This is a genomic window from Niastella soli, from assembly GCF_017742245.1.
GTDB classification, from domain to species: Bacteria; Bacteroidota; Bacteroidia; order Chitinophagales; family Chitinophagaceae; genus Niastella; species Niastella soli.
In genome coordinates this window covers 565,043-581,060 of record NZ_JAGHKO010000004.1, presented here as the reverse complement: position 1 = coordinate 581,060, position 16,018 = coordinate 565,043, and the positions used below count along the sequence as shown (strand labels likewise).

The following is a 16,018-nucleotide window of genomic DNA, read 5'->3' as shown; positions in this document are numbered from 1 at the left end:
GTGGGGGAGCGGGGAGGAAACGAACCGCTCTACCCGGAACCTACTTATGAATGATTTGATTAAAATTCAATAGTTTACGCATATGTTAAAAACCTGAAACTGAAAGGAGTTGTAACATAGTAAAACTTACAGGGAATCAAACAGGTTTTATGTCCTCGTCAAATAAAGAGAGTCGACCTATATTTGAAACAATTATTTAGCCTAATCCGATTGCATGAGAATTTTCTTACAGATTTTTACCGCGTTGATTTTCATGTCCTGTGCGAAAGCGCAACCGGACACTATTTACGAGGCCCTGATAGCCCGCGCAAGTTTATTCCATCTTCAGAAGGACTACAAGAGCGCTATTGCCTGCTTTGAGAAGGCTTTCTCACGCCACCAGCCCAATGCATTGAATGCTTACAAGGCTGCAGGCGTAAATTCCCTGGATAGCAATATGGATAAAGGCTTTTATTATATAAACCTGTCTTTGAAGCTGGGGTGGACGGAGGCCGACCAATTGGCCTTCGATCCTTATTTCGAGTATTTGAGAACGGTATCTCCGGAGAAATGGAAAAAGGTGGAAGAAAACGCATTTTCCTCAGAAAAAAAATATGAAGAAAAATTGGCTTTACCTTCCTTGCGTAAAACAATTAACCGCATGGCTCTTACAGATCAAAGATTAAGGTATGCTCAGGTACAAGCAGGCAGCAAGGAAGAAAGGCAAAGGATTTCCCATGATATTCATGTTGCAGACTCGATCAACCGCGCCGAGGTGAAGGCTATATTTAGACAATACGGCTGGCCGAAAATATCAGAAATCGGTAGAGACGGGCAAAACAATTTCTGGTTGATAGTCCAGCACGCCGACGACGACCTAGCGTTGCAGCAAGCAGCTCTTTCCGCGATGCAAAAATTAAGAAAAACCGGAGAAGTCAATCTTGAGAACTACGCATTTTTATATGACCGGGTTCAATGCAATTTGAATTACAGGCAATTGTATGGCACACAGGTTAACTGGACAGCGCATGGAAAAGCGACCGGCTTCAGGAGTATTGCAGGCGAAGATGGTGTAGACGAAAGAAGGAATTCCATGGGCATGCTTCCTTTGAGGCTTTATGCTTTGACATACGGTTTTGATTATAAGAATATATCTGTCGCCGCGTCAAAAAAAAGGGATTCCGTCGTTCGGCAAAACACCTGCAATTTAATAGATAGTGCAACCTACTTTTACCGAAGAAAAGACTTTGAGAAAATGTATGATTGCTATGATCAGGCGTCCATGATTCCAGGCGGGATGAACAATATTGAGAATTTTCGGGCAGCCATATTATTTTCCCGTGTTGCAGCCCAAACCAAGAATTCCCGTTTTAAATCCATGGCTCTGGATTTTCTGAACCTTTTATATCTGAGGCATGCGCTTAGCAAAAACAAGCTAAAAGCGCAGCCGGCTTTCAGCATACTTTATAAAGAACCCAGATGGGAAAGCATTTACAGTCGTCTTTAGGAAGATTACTTTGAAAAGCCCTTCAAATCCAATCATTTGAAGGGCTTCATCAGGCATGTGGTGAGCCGCCTGCCAGAAGAAAATAATTTCCTGTTAATACATCCCCGTCCCAAAAGGGGCAGGATGGGACAATAAAACAAAAGGTAAGAGTGTTAATAAGCCATCGCTAAGAGTTTTCGTTCCTTTTTTGAAAATTTAGATAAAACAACCAGAATGAAGAAGTACACATTCGCAATGCTTTTAACCGGTTTTGTTACGGTTTCAGCTTTCGGCCAAACGCCCGCCAAACCACAAATGGTCTTTGTAGAGGGCGGCAGTTTTACCATGGGCAGCTATGTTGGACCTAGTGATGAACACCCCATTCATACCGTTACAATAAGCAGCTTTAACATCAGCAAATACGAAGTGACTGTCGGCGAATACAAAGCATTTTGCACCGCCACGGGGCGCAAAATGCGCGATGTGAGCTCACGGAAATGGAGCGATCAGCATCCTATGGGGTACGTGAGTTTTGATGATGCCAAAGCCTATTGCAAGTGGTTGAGCGAAGTGCATAGCGGCAACTACCGCTTGCCCACCGAGGCCGAATGGGAATATGCGGCAAGGGGCGGTATTAAAAGCTCGGCAAAGCCCGGTAAAAAAATCAATGGTTATACTTACGCAGGAAGCGACAACCTGGAAGAAGTCGGATGGAGCCATGACCAAAGCCAGGTGGTGGGGGGCAAAAAGCCCAACGAGTTGGGCATTTACGATATGAGCGGCAATGTGGTGGAATGGTGTGAGGACTGGTACGGCGATTATCCCTACGATGCGCAAACCAATCCCAAAGGCCCGTCCAGCGGCTCTCACCGCGTATTGCGCGGCGGTAGTTGGGCCAGCGCCGCCGCTCTTTGCACGGTGGTTACCCGCCACCACGCCTTGCCGGACGAAGGGTTCGTTAGCTACGGCTTTCGTGTAGTGCTCGCCCAGTCCATCCAATGAAAAGTAACTCAGGAGGTAGCAGATATGTTCAATTCAATTTTTGGACAACGATTAAAGTAAGTGTTTTATGTTAATGATTTCCTATAATCTAAACAGAGGTGTTAAGCCACTTCATTCAGAAATTGATGCCATTGATTGGTATGATGGCGCAATGAATGGTATTAGGGCCTCTGCAAGAGGTGCAAGAGACATCAGTTTCTTCTTATTCAGACTCGCTAAAATCTATGCTTAACAAACTAATCCCCCAAGAATTTGACTTGATCCATGGGATATCTTCTTCCAGCCATAAGTTCATTTGGTTTAGTTCAATTATAACATTTGTATATGCGCTGTAAGTAATATTACTCTTTTGAAAGACTTATTCTCTAGTCCTGAATGAATCAAACCAAAGCAATAATAAGAATGGGAAGTATCAAAAGGCTGACTAAGAAATAAAACAATATTTCACCGAAGGAAGTAAATTATTCGCTAAAAATTCGCTACATACAATACAAAACCCCTGTAATTACAGGGGTTTTGATGTTTTTAAGTCGGGCCAACTGGACAAATGTCTATCGCGCTGTGCAAAGCCCGTGAAGTGGGGATTTAGAAATGAAACACTTCAACACAACCCGACAGGTAACCAATCCTGTCCGGCAAGGTTTAGTCAACCACCGGAAGTGAGTCTTGCGTAGTAGGTAGAGATACCTGCACGAAGCGTAGACAGCGACTGCTGAGGGTATGCTATTGAGCCTCGAAACTGTCCTACATGCTGAAGTCCTGATTGTTAGATAGATTAGGACAACATCAAACCAGCGCTATGACGAGTTGGGGAGATTCGGCCGGGGTCTGAGAACATATCATAGGCAGACAGGGGTAGTACGGGAACACAGGAGAGCCTACCGCCTCCAACCGAAAATCGGTTAACGAGGACTGACCGAACCAGAACAGTCTGGGCTTACAGGGTATGTATCGCCACCCTGACAAGCGATAAAAAAAGGCGGTGCCGGGAGGTATCCTGACCAAGAGAAATCGCAGGAAAGGAGACGGGCGGAGGCAGTCTTAGCATCCCCATAGTACTGATAGAACGGTGGGAAATCAGTTCCATGAAAGCCACCTAGTAAGGAAGGGGGATGCCTGTTTACGGAATTGCATTTTAGAAACATCCTAATGTACCAGAGACATGGAAAAGATGTTAACAGTAGAAATGCAGATAGCAGAGCGGGCCAGGAAATACCGGTCTGAAGCGCTAACGAACCTGCATGAGTTTATTGATGTACCACTGCTACAAGAAAGTTTTGACTCCTTGAACAAGAGAGGAGCCAGTGGCGTGGATGCAGAAACATGGATAGACTATCACAAACAACGGGAAACAAGAATCCCTCAGCTACTAACAGCCTTTAAAAGCGGTAACTACCGGGCACCTAACATCCGGCGGGTCTTTATACCCAAAGGTGATGGAAAACTTAGGCCACTGGGCCTGCCCACGGTAGAAGATAAGCTGCTGCAAACGGCAGTAACCAGGGTGTTGCAACCGGTGTATGAGGATATGTTCTATCCCAGCTCGTATGGGTTCAGGCCAGGTAAATCACAACACCAGGCATTGGAAGAATTAACCCGGCAGATCAGTTGGAAAGGAATGCGCTATATTATAGACGCTGACATGCAAAACTACTTCGGGAGTATCAATCATCAATACTTGCGTGAGTTCCTTGACCTCAGGATAAAAGACGGCGTGATTAGAAAGATGATCGATAAATGGCTCAAAGCCGGTATATTGGATAACGGGCAGCTTGTGTATCCGACAGAGGGTACCCCTCAGGGCGGAACCATCTCACCACTGATCAGTAACGTTTATCTACACTATGTGTTGGATGAATGGTTCGTCAGGCAGATACAACCTTTACTGAAAGGAGATAGCTTTCTTATTCGTTTTGCTGATGACTTTCTGTTAGGGTTCACCAACAAGGAAGATGCGACACGGGTAATGCAGGTACTGCCTAAGCGATTAGGGAAACATGGACTGACATTGCATCCTGAAAAAACCAAACTGTTAGATTTGGAAGAAGAAAAGGGAAAACCAGGTCAGGACAAGAAAACGTTTGACTTTTTAGGCTTCACCCATTATATGGGCATGAGCCGCAAAGGCAAACGTATCCTTAAACGTAAGACCAATAGCAAGAAGCTGAATGCCTCACTGAAAAGAATGAGTGAATGGATCAAACTCAACAGGCACAAATTAAGCATGCCGTTACTGATTGCCGAACTGAACCAAAAGCTTCGAGGCCATTATGCCTTGGTGAGATTGCGCGCAGCGCTGCATTCGATCTGCTCAACAGTGGATGTCAACCCCAGACGAAGCTGTTGCATTTGCTGCAATGTTTCGGAAGGGGGTGATCAATTACATCAACACTTATTAGAAGCGGAGGAGGTTTGAATTCCTTATCCTTCTACTCTAAATGAAACAGGGAGTATAGCTTGTTGTCGTTGTGGCTCGCCGTCTTTCAAAGTAGGTTTCCAGTTTGGCGGCAAAACTCTAAATATCCGTAACGCCTCAGCATCAATCTCCTCATTTACTGATTTGCGGACCTGTTCATGGGAAACGGTTCCGTTTTTTTCAATAGTGAACAGAATGTGCACATCACCCTGAATGCCCAGTTTTAGAGAGTTTATAGGGTAATGAATATTCTTACCAAAGAATTGAAATAACTCCTGTAACCCATTGCCATAAGTAAAACCAACATCAAAGGGAAACCAGGTAGTATCCTTACCGGTAGCTGTATAACAATGTCCCCTTATCAATGAATCCATTACATATTCATCTTTCCTTTTAATTTGTCCATTGGCATACCAACTGGTAAGCTCACCCTGTAATCTGTCTCTTATATACGCACCTTTTATTTTTAGGTGGCCGTTGTCATGGTAAACAATATAGTTCCCATCGTACTTAACCTGAACCCCATAAGTGCGAAAGGAAAAGTCAGATTGCAGCTGTCCTTTGATTGAATATTTTTTGACTGTATAAACTTTTTTGGAGGAATCTGTATAGGTAGTTAAAGAATAGGTAACTGCATTTTCTTTACGGGTGCTGTCATCATTCTTATCAAAATATTGTGTTTCGGTAATACGTTGGGCGAATAAGGGTAGGGTAGTAGCTGCCAAAAACAGCAAAAAGATTAAATGTTTCATAGCGTAAATCAGGTCGACAAATTATTAATTTTAGTCAATTTCACCAAAATACTTTAACCATGCCGACTAAATCACCAATTTAAAAAGACAAGTTCAAATGGAGACATATGGATTGTCATTGAGTTACAATATCTATAAAAAGGAATATATTCGTCTGGACAGTAACTGTAAAAGTCATCGCTTCATGAATCCTGTAAAATTCAGAAGACTGGAACCGTTCTTTCACTGAAATTATACCCGTAACTTTTCTTTTTCGAAGTGAATTACCATCACGTTGGTTACGAAAGTAACTGGTCGTTATGGTACTTAAAAACAGGTTAGGAATGTTCCAGTGGCTTTAAACCAGTGATATTCGGCAGGATTTCACGCCCGATTTTGCTGCCAATACTATAATTTGCAAAAAACAATCATCTAACTGTTAAGTAGATATTATGAAAAGATTTTTATCTATGTTCATTGGCAGCATAACACTTTTAGCGGTCAATGCGCAACAGGGCACTGTATTGACTGCAAAAGACTATGCCAATGCGGAAAGCTTTATGGCATACAATACCCAACAATTCATAGACCATGGCAACGTAATACCCAACTGGATTAAGGATGACAGGTTCTGGTATCGGACGCTTACAGCGCAGGGCAGTGAATATATCCTCGTTGATCCTAACAAAGGTACCCGCACAGCCGCTTTTGATCAGCAAAAACTGGCGGCGGCATTGTCTACGGCCAGCGGAAAATCATATAAGCCTGCTATGCTGCCTTTCCAGATTTTCAGCTATGTTGCTGATGGAAAGGCCATCCTCTTCAGTGTGGGTGGCAAGCTATGGAAATGTGATCTGGAAACTTATACCTGTACTATAGATACCGATGCAGCTGCAGATAAGACAGGCAGGAATGGCAATGATGCGCTATCGCCCGATGGCAGTCGCACCGCATTCATCAAAGATTATAATTTGTGGGTGCGGAATGTAAAAACAGGCCAGCAAACCCAGTTGACAACAGACGGTATCAAAGATTTTGGTTATGCTACAGACAATGCAGGCTGGACCAGCAGTGACAGGGCTATACTGCGTTGGTCGCCCGATTCAAAAAAGATAGCCACGTTCAAACAGGACCAGCGCAAAGTAGGGGATATGTATATGATCACCACCAATGTGGGGCACCCTAAGTTGCGTGCCTGGAAATATCCATTGCCTGGCGATGAAGAGATTCCCATGATACAACGGGTAGTTATTAATGTGGATACACCCAAAGTAATTGTATTGAATGTACCGCCAGACCCGCACCGGTCTTCGTTGGGTGATGATATCAGCCGCAGTGGCGTTCTTAGTGATATAGACTGGAGTGCGGATGGTTCACAACTGGCGTTTGTTTCCACTTCCCGCGATCATAAACAGGAAAAGGTCTGCATTGCCAATGCCAGCACCGGTGAGGTGCACAAGGTGTTTGAGGAAACAGTTACCACGCAATTTGAATCGGGCGCAAGCACCATCTGCTGGCGATGGTTACCAAAGACCAACGAGATCATTTGGTATTCTGAAAGAGACAACTGGGGACATTTATATTTATACGATGCCACCACCGGAAAGCTGAAAAATCAGATCACCAAAGGCAACTGGCTGGTGACACGTTTGATCAAGGTAGATGAGAAAAACCGCGAATTGTATTTTATGGCCAGCGGCACACAGCGGGAGAACCCTTACTTTGGCCAGTTGTATAAAGTGAGTTTTGATGGAAAGAAAACAACCTTGCTCACGCCAGCGGAAGGTACGCATCAGATTGTTTTATCACCATCAGAAAATTATTTTATTGATACCTATTCTAAACCCAATGTACCAGCCGTATCAGAGTTGCATGCTATAACAGGTAAAACAATTGTTACACTGGAGAAAACAGATGTATCAAGATTGACCGCTTTGGGATGGAAAGCGCCTGTTCCTTTTACGGTGAAAGCGCACGATGGTACAACTGATCTGTATGGTTTACTTTTTACACCAACCAAACTGGACCCCAAAAAGAAATATCCGGTTATAGATTATATTTATCCCGGTCCGCAGGGCGGAAGTGTTGGCAGTTGGGCCTTTAGTGCATCCAGGGGCGATCACCAATCCCTGGCTGAACTTGGATTTATTGTAGTAGTGCTTGAAGGCAGCGGCAATCCATTGCGTTCAAAAAGTTTCCACGATATGTATTTCCCCAACATGTCAGAAAATACATTGCCAGACCAGGTAAGCGGCATCCGGCAACTTTCACAACGCTATGCTTACATGGACACCATGCGGGTGGGGATCTGGGGGCATTCAGGCGGTGGTTTTGCAACTGCATGTGCTATGTTCCGTTACCCCGATTTCTTTAAAGTGGGTATTTCAGAATCCGGTAACCATGACAACCGCAACTATGAAGACGACTGGGGCGAGCGCTATATTGGTTTGGTGACAAAAAATGCAGACGGTACGGATAACTATACCGAACAGGCCAACCAGGTGTATGCAAAGAACCTGAAGGGCAAGTTGATGCTGGCCCACGGATTAATGGACGACAATGTACCTGCTTCCAATACCATGCTGGTAGTAGAAGCACTGGAAAAGGCGAATAAAGATTATGACCTGGTTATTTTTCCCAACAGTGCGCATGGCTATGGTACATACTCGCCATATATGATGCGCCGCCGCTGGGACTATTTTGTAAAAAACTTATTAGGCGTTGAACCACCCAAAGAATACCTGATGGAAATCAAAACAGATCCAAGGAATAGTGTGCAGTAGGATTACAGAGACGTTCGCCAGATTGAAAAAGCTGCCATGTAGTTGCGGACACGAATGTAATTGCAATTTGGCGCTACCGGTCAATTGGTTGGTGAAAATTCGTTGCTCAACTTTTCGACTTGATTCTTAAATATCTGGTTTATCTGGAAAAAATAAAATGAGGAACAGATCATATAGTTGAGTTGTTCCTCTTTTAGTGTTCAATAAATTTGAATGATTCGAAGATATCCTTCAAACAGACTAAGAATATGCCAACCGGTTAGAACGCCATTACCACCTGGTGAAAGACTTTATAAAAAATAAAATCTACGCTGACAAATGGTCTATCAATTTTATATCGAGTTGCATGAAAGTAACCCGGAAGGACACATTTTCTATTCTGCCGCCTGTTCAGCAGATTTAATGGTGTATGATAACAAACGGGTAACCCTGCCGGAAAAGCCTGATATGGACATTTCTGCCATAAAGGTTCATGCCCGGAACATTTTCGATGATGCTTTTCTTAATGCAAAATCTTTCCTGGAGGTGCTGAATATTTCGCGACCACTGACCAATATAAACCAGCGGCTTTTTTATTACATCAAGCAACAGAACATGCACTTCGTGCATTATTGGTTTCCCTAACTGGATTGACAGCCTACGGACATAATTTGAAATCATTAATTAGGCATTCCTGCTTTTGCGTTCCTGACCTGGATACCATTTTTCCTAAAAACACTGACGAGGAAAAGGAATTATTCGATTTGCTGAATACGGCCTACGTTTCTGCAAGGTATAGTTCCCAATATGAAATTGGCCAGGATCAGGCAATGCTGCTACTTGACCGTGTAAATGCCATTCTCACACAAACGGAACAAGCTTTTGAGGATAGGCTGAAAGCGTTTGAAAGCCTAATTCTGACTGGAAACACGTACGATTAAACATACCACATTTTCAACAATAATATTTTAAACTATTAGGGTTGCTGATGAAAAGAAAAAGGGGCGGGCTACAAAAAGGCATTGCTGGTCCGTTGCGTGTGCGTATAGCGCCCACTGCAGGATGTATAGGTATCTACAACTATTGTTTTTCTTTCAATCCAATCCAGTATTGATTACAACACTACATCTTGCTCCGTGCACCCTAAGCACGGTCAAACGCTGCATTGGCAGTAAGAGATTAGTAATAGCACTGGTTCTATACCTCATGTTGTCAACAACACTACATCTTGCTCCGTGCATCCGGTGCACGGTCACCCTCTGCATTTACAGTGGATGGTATATTACTTCCAGGCCCTTTACTCCTTATTTGGCTTGTCTTGAATCCATGCTAATAGTCCTATGAAAATTGTCTTTTTCCTGAAGTAATTTGTTTATTTCATCACTACTATAATAAATGGTGCCTCCGATCTTGGAGTATGGCAATGTGCCATTATTTCGCAGATTCTGAAGGGTGCCTGTTGAAACACCCAACAGCTTTTTGACTTGGTAAGATTTGAGCCATTTAGTTGTTTGCCCTTTATTTTCTGTTAGAATTTGCCTTATAGTTACCAGCAGGCTGGTTTTAAATGCCTCCAAATCTGCCAGGGTAACCAGTTGGTCACGGTTCACCGGCCTTATACCAGATGGATACAAACTATGCACGTTGTTCATTTTGTACAATTTTATATCCTTCAAATATCTGTTACCGGAAGGAGGAAATTTCCGAGCTAGACCCGAGGCTCGGGAAAATAATTATTCATTTGGTGGCTAAATATTTATAACATCCAATGTTTCTCGTACAATTATAATATAATTTAAAAAGTAGTATTACACCAAGGTTACGGTATCGATATACCGAAAACAAAGAGGTAATGCAAAGCTAACGAGCATGATTCATATTGGAAATGTCGCCTATCCTGCAATCAGGTTTAGGTAAACTCCCCTATGTTAATTTTACACTAGATATTACAAATGCCGAACATCTTACTGATTAAGCTGTTCCTTTACTAAATAGGTAAAAAAATAATCTATAAGTGTTATTTTTAGCTAAAATTAAAAATTTCAACACATTTATGGATCAATTGAAACTTTTTGAGGATCTTCTTTTAGAAACTTCCAAGATAAACTACACGAATAGAGAGCTTTTTGAGTTAATTGAGGAAAGGGCAAAAATGTACGTTCGAAAGTTTTTCGGAGATCAAAGTCATTATTTAAACGATCTTAACTCCATAAATTATGCTCCACTTATTTATTTTTCCGATATTGCCCCGGACCATAATCTCTACTTCGAAGGCGGCCTAAAAGATTTTAAAAAAATAATCACGATTATTATAGAAGATTTAAGACTTAGCACAAATTACCCAGCGTTAAGTTCTACAGGGATCGCGACAACGATCTCGCTTGATAAAGGACTATCAGCAATAGTAAATCCCGAAAAGAGAAAAGCTTTGGATGGAAAAACAATCCACATTCTTATAGCCTCCCCATCAGACGTAACAGTCGAAAGGGAGCTGCTTGTAAATTCATTAGAAACCAAATTTAGACGAGAAGGTTTTGAATCACAATGCGGCAAAAGAATTATCATAAGAGGGTGGGAAGAATTAGCTTCACAATCCGGTTACGGTCAAGACATAATTAACAAGCAGGTGCTAAAAAAGGTTGATATTGTTTTAGCTGTATTTAAACATAAGTTAGGCACACCAACTATTGATCCTACTACTTCGGTAAAAAGAGAGGAGTCAGGGACCGCCGAAGAATTATTGTTTGCAATCAATAATTCTTCTACCAATAATCCACCTCTTGGGATGGCTTATTTCTTTTCAGAAGCTCCTAACATGTCCTTCGATTCAATTGAATTTGAAAAATCAGTTGAAGAGTGGAAAAGACTAAAGAAATTCAAACAGGACATAAGGCATAAAATACTTTATAAAGAGTATTCTTCATCTGATAAACTATTGACACAAGCTTGCTCTGACATCAGTGAAAATATCAGGCAACATTTCGAATAAATTGCAATAAGTCATGTATAGATGAATTAAATACATTATTCATCTATACATGATATGATAATCGTAAAGTGAGATACATGTAACACTCTTGAAAATCTCATAATATTTGAAGTGATTTGAATAGGCCTCGATGTACAACTATACTTTCGTTGAAGTTTATCCTCGCTTCCTTGTTTTTATAACGAAAGAATTGATTTTGGCGTTGCCTTGGTAGATTGCCGATAACGTTAAAATTAAATAATGCTTGTATCACAAAGTCCATATTTGTTTCTTTAATAGTTCCCGCTTGGACATAATTTGCAAAAGCAGTTTTAAATTCTTGAACTGTAAAGTTCCACTTTCTAATTTGCGATAAGACTTGAAAAATCTGAGGAATATCTGGTAGAATCGCCTGAATCTCATCCTCCACTTCAGCTTTAAGATAATTAGAGAAAGCCTTATCGACTTGTTTGATTGTTTGAGGATATATAAAACGGCCATGATTATAATAGGTGTCTTCCGCGCATGCTTGGATATATTTAATGAAGTCTCGGGGTCTCATTTGTGTACTTCTCGCAATAAAGTCAAATGTGTGCATTTCTTTTGACTGTTTGTCACCCATTCTAACAGCACTTCTGTGAAAAATAAGCTCCCATGCTTTATCAAAGTTTAAAACATGCTGACTTGTTGAAATAGCTTTACTGATTCTAAAAGCGAGTAGTCTTTTTATTTTATTCTCATCCCAATCAATTTCTATTTTATAATCACTCCATTTATTTTTATCCGTGTCTTTAATTAAATCATAAATGTCGTCTCTAAGGAAAATGACAGGGTTGATATTAAGACTTGAAAGTCTAAAGATGTTTTTAACATCCTGAACAGCCTTGAATAAACTTGTAATTAAATTGTTGTATGGTTTAAATTCTTCAATATTCTTTATGTCTCGATAATCTTCATCTAGTTCGTCAAATATAATATAGTACTTTTCGTTATCTAGATTTTTTTGAATAATGCCTTCGAGTATATTAACCTTTTCTATCCATGAGAGATTACTTGGTTGTTTGGTATCGTTTTGTAACTTAAAATTAGCATCCGTCCAATTTGAAACCACAACAGGCAAATTTGTTATTGGGTCGGTATTATATGACAAGCTCAGGCTTTTTCTTACTTGGCTGTTAATGTTATTGTTTTTTAACATTAATCGACAAATAACACTATAAATTAAATATTTCCAAAGGGTGATATATTGATTGGGAGGTGTATATTTAAGATTCGAAAGCTCGTACAAATCGTTAAAGGGAAAATTCTTGAATGAAAGTTTTTCACAAAATATTCCTTTCTGGGTTTTTCCTAAACCTAGAATAAATTCACTAATTGCCGTTTTACCTGTTCCTTTTCTTCCGATAACATAATTTTTGGCACCGCTTATGATAGCCTCAACTTCATTCATATGATAAAAGTATCTGCCGACATCTTCAGATTTAGCCTCAAGTTTCCAATTTGTAGCAATTTCTTTTATTAGATCTGTTCGAAGTTTCGAAAAATTATCTGTTTCAATCATATGGAAAATTTCTCCTGTTAGTTTATAATGTTTAGCCCTACAGCTATTATATTTAGATGAAGGCTAAGGTTAAAAAGCGTTTAAGAAAAGATAATTTGAAGTTGGATCAACCACACAATCTATCCAATGGGCAACAGCCTACTAACTGTCCTTGTAAATGGGAGTCGTACAATATTGGTTGGGAATTATGTTTGAAAAAAGAAAATAATATATTTAGAATAAATATATTATTCAATTTACTTTGTTGCAATTTATTAATCCTTTTTCTAATTTTAAAATTTTACATAAGTATCTTATTTATCAACGTTTTAATTCATATTAAATTTTGTCAACGCCCCGGATTTTTAATGAAATCCATTCGTTTCTCAAACGCATCCATATCCATTCCCACCTTCGCATTCACCACATGCGCATAGATCATAGTGGTAGTGATTTTCGTATGACCCAGTAACTTTTTAATAGTTTCTATGGGAACGCCGTTCATTAGTAGGAGGGTAGCGAAGGTATGCCGGGCCAGGTGAAAGGTCAGGTGCTTTTTGATACCGACAGCTTCAGCAATCAGTTTCAACTGCCGGTTTACTTCCTGGTTGGAAGTGTAGGGAAACACCTTCTGCCGCTGGTTGGCTGCAGGATGGTTTTTATATTTCTCCAGGATTGACAGTGCATGTAAAAGGAGAGGGACGTCTACCCGGATCTCGGTTTTCATCCGGTTTGTGTAGATCCAGCACCGGCCCTGAGTATCCGGTGCTATCTGGTCAGGTGATAATTCAATCAGATCGCAATAGGTCAGACCGGTATAACAACTAAAAACAAACAGGTCTTTTACTTCCTGTAAGGAAGCGGTAACAAATACATGGCTTTCGATGGCCTTTATTTCTAGTTCTGTAAGGAAGTCTCGTTCTTTCCGTTTGAATTTTAATTGATACTGATCAAATGGATTTTTGTGCAGCCAATCCATTTTACAAGCCCAGTTTATCACCCGCTTTAATCTTTCCATATGCTTCATGGTGCCGTTCTGGGTACAGGGATCACCATTATGAATAGGATTGGTGCGTACATATAACTCGAACGATGAAATGAATTCATAATTGAGTTGCTTCAGAATGATATCACCTCCGGGAAACCTGTTGGTTAAAAATTCTTTCAGGTATTTGGCTGTGGTGAAATAGTTCTTCATGGTGCCCCATTTCAGAGAAGCTGCCATTTCTTTGTTATGTTGCGTAAACACTTCTATCAGTGTTTTCTGCTTTACCTGTTCGCCCTGGCCCAGGTAAGCGTTTTTGACTGCTTCGGCGGTTATCGCCATTTCCTGCCGTTCCAGGCTGCGGTAGTGGTTTATGATCCTAGCGCGCACTTCTTCGAGATAGGTGTTCAGTTTTTTTAGATCTTCATTCTTTGACTTAGCGAGCCCCCCGGGCAGTGTTCCAATCTTCTTTCTTCAAATAGCATTTTAAAGCCAGCTCGCACCGGCTCTTATTTACAACGATCCTTACATAAACAGGCGATTTGCCATTAACCTGCCGGCTCTGGCGCAATGTGAAATGAACGCCGAATGTGTTTGTGTTCTTCATACTGTTTTCATTTTGATTGAATGAATTCAGCTCTTTAATCGCTTACCGAACACGAAAAATGAATACAAAACACACCATATTGAATCAAATCTCACTAACGGAATAGTTTGACAACCAGGTGTATATATCGGTTCTGGTGAACAAATTTATGTTCACCTCTTATTCGAACCGCTGTTCACCTCTTTGTTCACCTGAGATTTGAACAACTTTGTAATAAACTGATATGAAAACTTGAAAAAAAGCGCATAAACAGTGGAGTTTATGCGCCTTTGGTGAAGATTTTAACCTTACTAGTCGGGCAGACAAGATTCGAACTTGCGACCCCTACGTCCCGAACGTAGTGCGCTACCGGGCTGCGCTACTGCCCGAAATTTCATCATTCATCAGGTAGCCCGCTTACCCGTGGTCCCGTCTCGGCTCAGCCGAGATCGGGATCAGGAAAATTGAATGCTCCTTCGTCGCATTGATTTTCTCTGAGCCGCGCTACTGCCCGAAATATGATACTTCGGTAGTTAAATATAACTAAAACCGTCTTACTCATCAAAGTACGACTTTTTCGTCTGTCTGTTGAAATCTCTCATGCACTTAAGATAACTTGCTGCATTTTTGCAGTAAAATAAACGTATGGAAAATTTAAAAGGAAAAGTGGCATTGGTAACTGGTGCCGGGAAAGGAATTGGTAAAGCCATCGCGCTTGCTTTGGCTAATGAAGGGGTGCACGTTGGACTGATGGCCAGAACAGAAAAGGATGTAATAGCAGTGGCAGAGGAAATCACTAAGCTAGGAGTGAAAGCTGCCTGGGCTACTGCCGATGTAAGTATCAGGACTGAAGTTGAATCTGCTATTCAAAAGCTGAACGCATCTTTGGGTAATGTTGATATCCTGATCAACAATGCCGGTACTGCAACCTTTGGTAATTTTTTGGAACTGGAGCCTGAAGTGTGGGAGCAGCAGATAAAAGTAAATGTATTTGGCGTTTATTATACTACCCGTGCCGTACTTCCGCAAATGATCGAGCGCCAGACTGGCGATATTGTCAATATCTCTTCCACGGCTGGTAAAACGGGCAGTCCCGTAACCAGTGCTTATGCTGCCTCAAAGTTTGCCGTGTTTGGTTTGTCTGAAAGTCTGATGCAGGAGGTAAGAAAGCATAATATCCGGGTAACCGCACTGGCGCCCAGTACAGTAGTTACTGACCTTGCAAATAGTGCTAATTTGATCAAAGGCGATCCGGAAAGAGTAATGCACCCGGAAGATTTTGCTGAACTGATCATTGCGCAGCTTAAGCTCAACAGAAGGGTTTTTGTTAAAGAGGCGAGCATTTATTCGACCAATCCATAAGGCTATAATAACAAAAAGGGGGTGTCCGCCATCGGTGGACACCCCCTTCGCTTAATTCCTGAGAAATATTTTAAAATTTAAAACCTACGCTAAGATTGTAGCGGGCACCATTACCCTGCACATATTCAAGGTCCTGAACCCGGTACTGGCTTCTGGGCGGATAGTATGATTGGTTAAAGACATTTTTCGAAATCCGGAAAA

Annotated in this window: 13 protein-coding genes and 1 tRNA gene; 8 read left to right on the top strand and 6 right to left on the bottom strand. The window is 41.3% G+C overall.

What is annotated here, in order from left to right; translation table 11 throughout:
- The first annotated feature begins 214 nt into the window (after nucleotides 1-214).
- From J7I42_RS17325 to ltrA, 3 genes are all read left to right on the top strand, one after another.
- Nucleotides 215-1,486 (top strand): DUF6624 domain-containing protein, encoded by a 1,272-nt coding sequence (locus J7I42_RS17325; protein WP_209140098.1) that lies wholly within the window; start codon nucleotides 215-217, stop codon nucleotides 1,484-1,486.
- Nucleotides 1,487-1,699: 213 nt separating this feature from the next.
- Nucleotides 1,700-2,467 (top strand): formylglycine-generating enzyme family protein, encoded by a 768-nt coding sequence (locus J7I42_RS17320; RefSeq protein ID WP_209140097.1) that lies wholly within the window; start codon nucleotides 1,700-1,702, stop codon nucleotides 2,465-2,467.
- A gap of 1,162 nt (nucleotides 2,468-3,629) precedes the next feature.
- The gene (gene ltrA, locus J7I42_RS17315; RefSeq protein ID WP_209140096.1) at nucleotides 3,630-4,883 is read left to right on the top strand and encodes a group II intron reverse transcriptase/maturase; all 1,254 of its coding nucleotides are present in this window, start codon (nucleotides 3,630-3,632) and stop codon (nucleotides 4,881-4,883) included.
- A 5-nt stretch (nucleotides 4,884-4,888) separates the two neighbouring features.
- Here the strand turns inward: ltrA and J7I42_RS17310 are convergent, their stop codons facing one another.
- The gene (locus tag J7I42_RS17310) at nucleotides 4,889-5,635 is read right to left on the bottom strand and encodes an energy transducer TonB (RefSeq protein ID WP_209140095.1); all 747 of its coding nucleotides are present in this window, start codon (nucleotides 5,633-5,635) and stop codon (nucleotides 4,889-4,891) included.
- Between the two features lie 431 nt (nucleotides 5,636-6,066).
- On the opposite strand from J7I42_RS17310, the gene J7I42_RS17305 reads away from it, so the two are divergent.
- The 3 genes from J7I42_RS17305 to J7I42_RS35685 all read left to right on the top strand — a co-directional run bounded on the left by J7I42_RS17305 (nucleotide 6,067) and on the right by J7I42_RS35685 (nucleotide 9,317).
- Nucleotides 6,067-8,397, top strand: a complete 2,331-nt coding sequence (locus J7I42_RS17305; RefSeq protein WP_209140094.1) for a S9 family peptidase — start codon at nucleotides 6,067-6,069, stop codon at nucleotides 8,395-8,397.
- A 318-nt stretch (nucleotides 8,398-8,715) separates the two neighbouring features.
- On the top strand, nucleotides 8,716-9,021 hold the full coding sequence (locus tag J7I42_RS17300) for a hypothetical protein (RefSeq protein ID WP_209140093.1): 306 nt from the start codon (nucleotides 8,716-8,718) through the stop codon (nucleotides 9,019-9,021).
- On the top strand, nucleotides 8,910-9,317 hold the full coding sequence (locus tag J7I42_RS35685) for a HEPN domain-containing protein (protein ID WP_209140728.1): 408 nt from the start codon (nucleotides 8,910-8,912) through the stop codon (nucleotides 9,315-9,317). The genes J7I42_RS17300 and J7I42_RS35685 overlap by 112 nt, the downstream gene beginning before the upstream one ends.
- A gap of 363 nt (nucleotides 9,318-9,680) precedes the next feature.
- On the opposite strand, the gene J7I42_RS17290 is transcribed toward J7I42_RS35685, so the two are convergent.
- Nucleotides 9,681-10,028 carry a helix-turn-helix domain-containing protein gene (locus J7I42_RS17290; protein ID WP_209140092.1) on the bottom strand — a complete coding sequence of 116 codons (348 nt, stop codon included), beginning with the start codon at nucleotides 10,026-10,028 and terminating at the stop codon, nucleotides 9,681-9,683.
- A gap of 401 nt (nucleotides 10,029-10,429) precedes the next feature.
- Here J7I42_RS17290 and J7I42_RS17285 point away from each other — a divergent pair, with 401 nt between their 5' ends.
- Nucleotides 10,430-11,365 carry a hypothetical protein gene (locus tag J7I42_RS17285; RefSeq protein ID WP_209140091.1) on the top strand — a complete coding sequence of 312 codons (936 nt, stop codon included), beginning with the start codon at nucleotides 10,430-10,432 and terminating at the stop codon, nucleotides 11,363-11,365.
- Nucleotides 11,366-11,462: 97 nt separating this feature from the next.
- Here the strand turns inward: J7I42_RS17285 and J7I42_RS17280 are convergent, their stop codons facing one another.
- From J7I42_RS17280 to J7I42_RS17265, 4 genes are all read right to left on the bottom strand, one after another.
- Complete coding sequence (locus tag J7I42_RS17280) at nucleotides 11,463-12,905, bottom strand: P-loop ATPase, Sll1717 family (protein WP_209140090.1); 1,443 nt, start codon at nucleotides 12,903-12,905, stop codon at nucleotides 11,463-11,465.
- Nucleotides 12,906-13,233: 328 nt separating this feature from the next.
- The gene (locus J7I42_RS17275; RefSeq protein WP_209140089.1) at nucleotides 13,234-14,259 is read right to left on the bottom strand and encodes a site-specific integrase; all 1,026 of its coding nucleotides are present in this window, start codon (nucleotides 14,257-14,259) and stop codon (nucleotides 13,234-13,236) included.
- 46 nt (nucleotides 14,260-14,305) lie between these two features.
- Entirely contained in the window at nucleotides 14,306-14,476 is a 171-nt protein-coding gene (locus tag J7I42_RS17270) for an Arm DNA-binding domain-containing protein (RefSeq protein ID WP_209140088.1), read from the bottom strand.
- 294 nt (nucleotides 14,477-14,770) lie between these two features.
- A tRNA-Pro gene (locus J7I42_RS17265) sits at nucleotides 14,771-14,844 on the bottom strand.
- A gap of 256 nt (nucleotides 14,845-15,100) precedes the next feature.
- Here J7I42_RS17265 and J7I42_RS17260 point away from each other — a divergent pair.
- On the top strand, nucleotides 15,101-15,817 hold the full coding sequence (locus J7I42_RS17260; protein WP_209140087.1) for a 3-ketoacyl-ACP reductase: 717 nt from the start codon (nucleotides 15,101-15,103) through the stop codon (nucleotides 15,815-15,817).
- Nucleotides 15,818-16,018 lie beyond the last annotated feature (201 nt).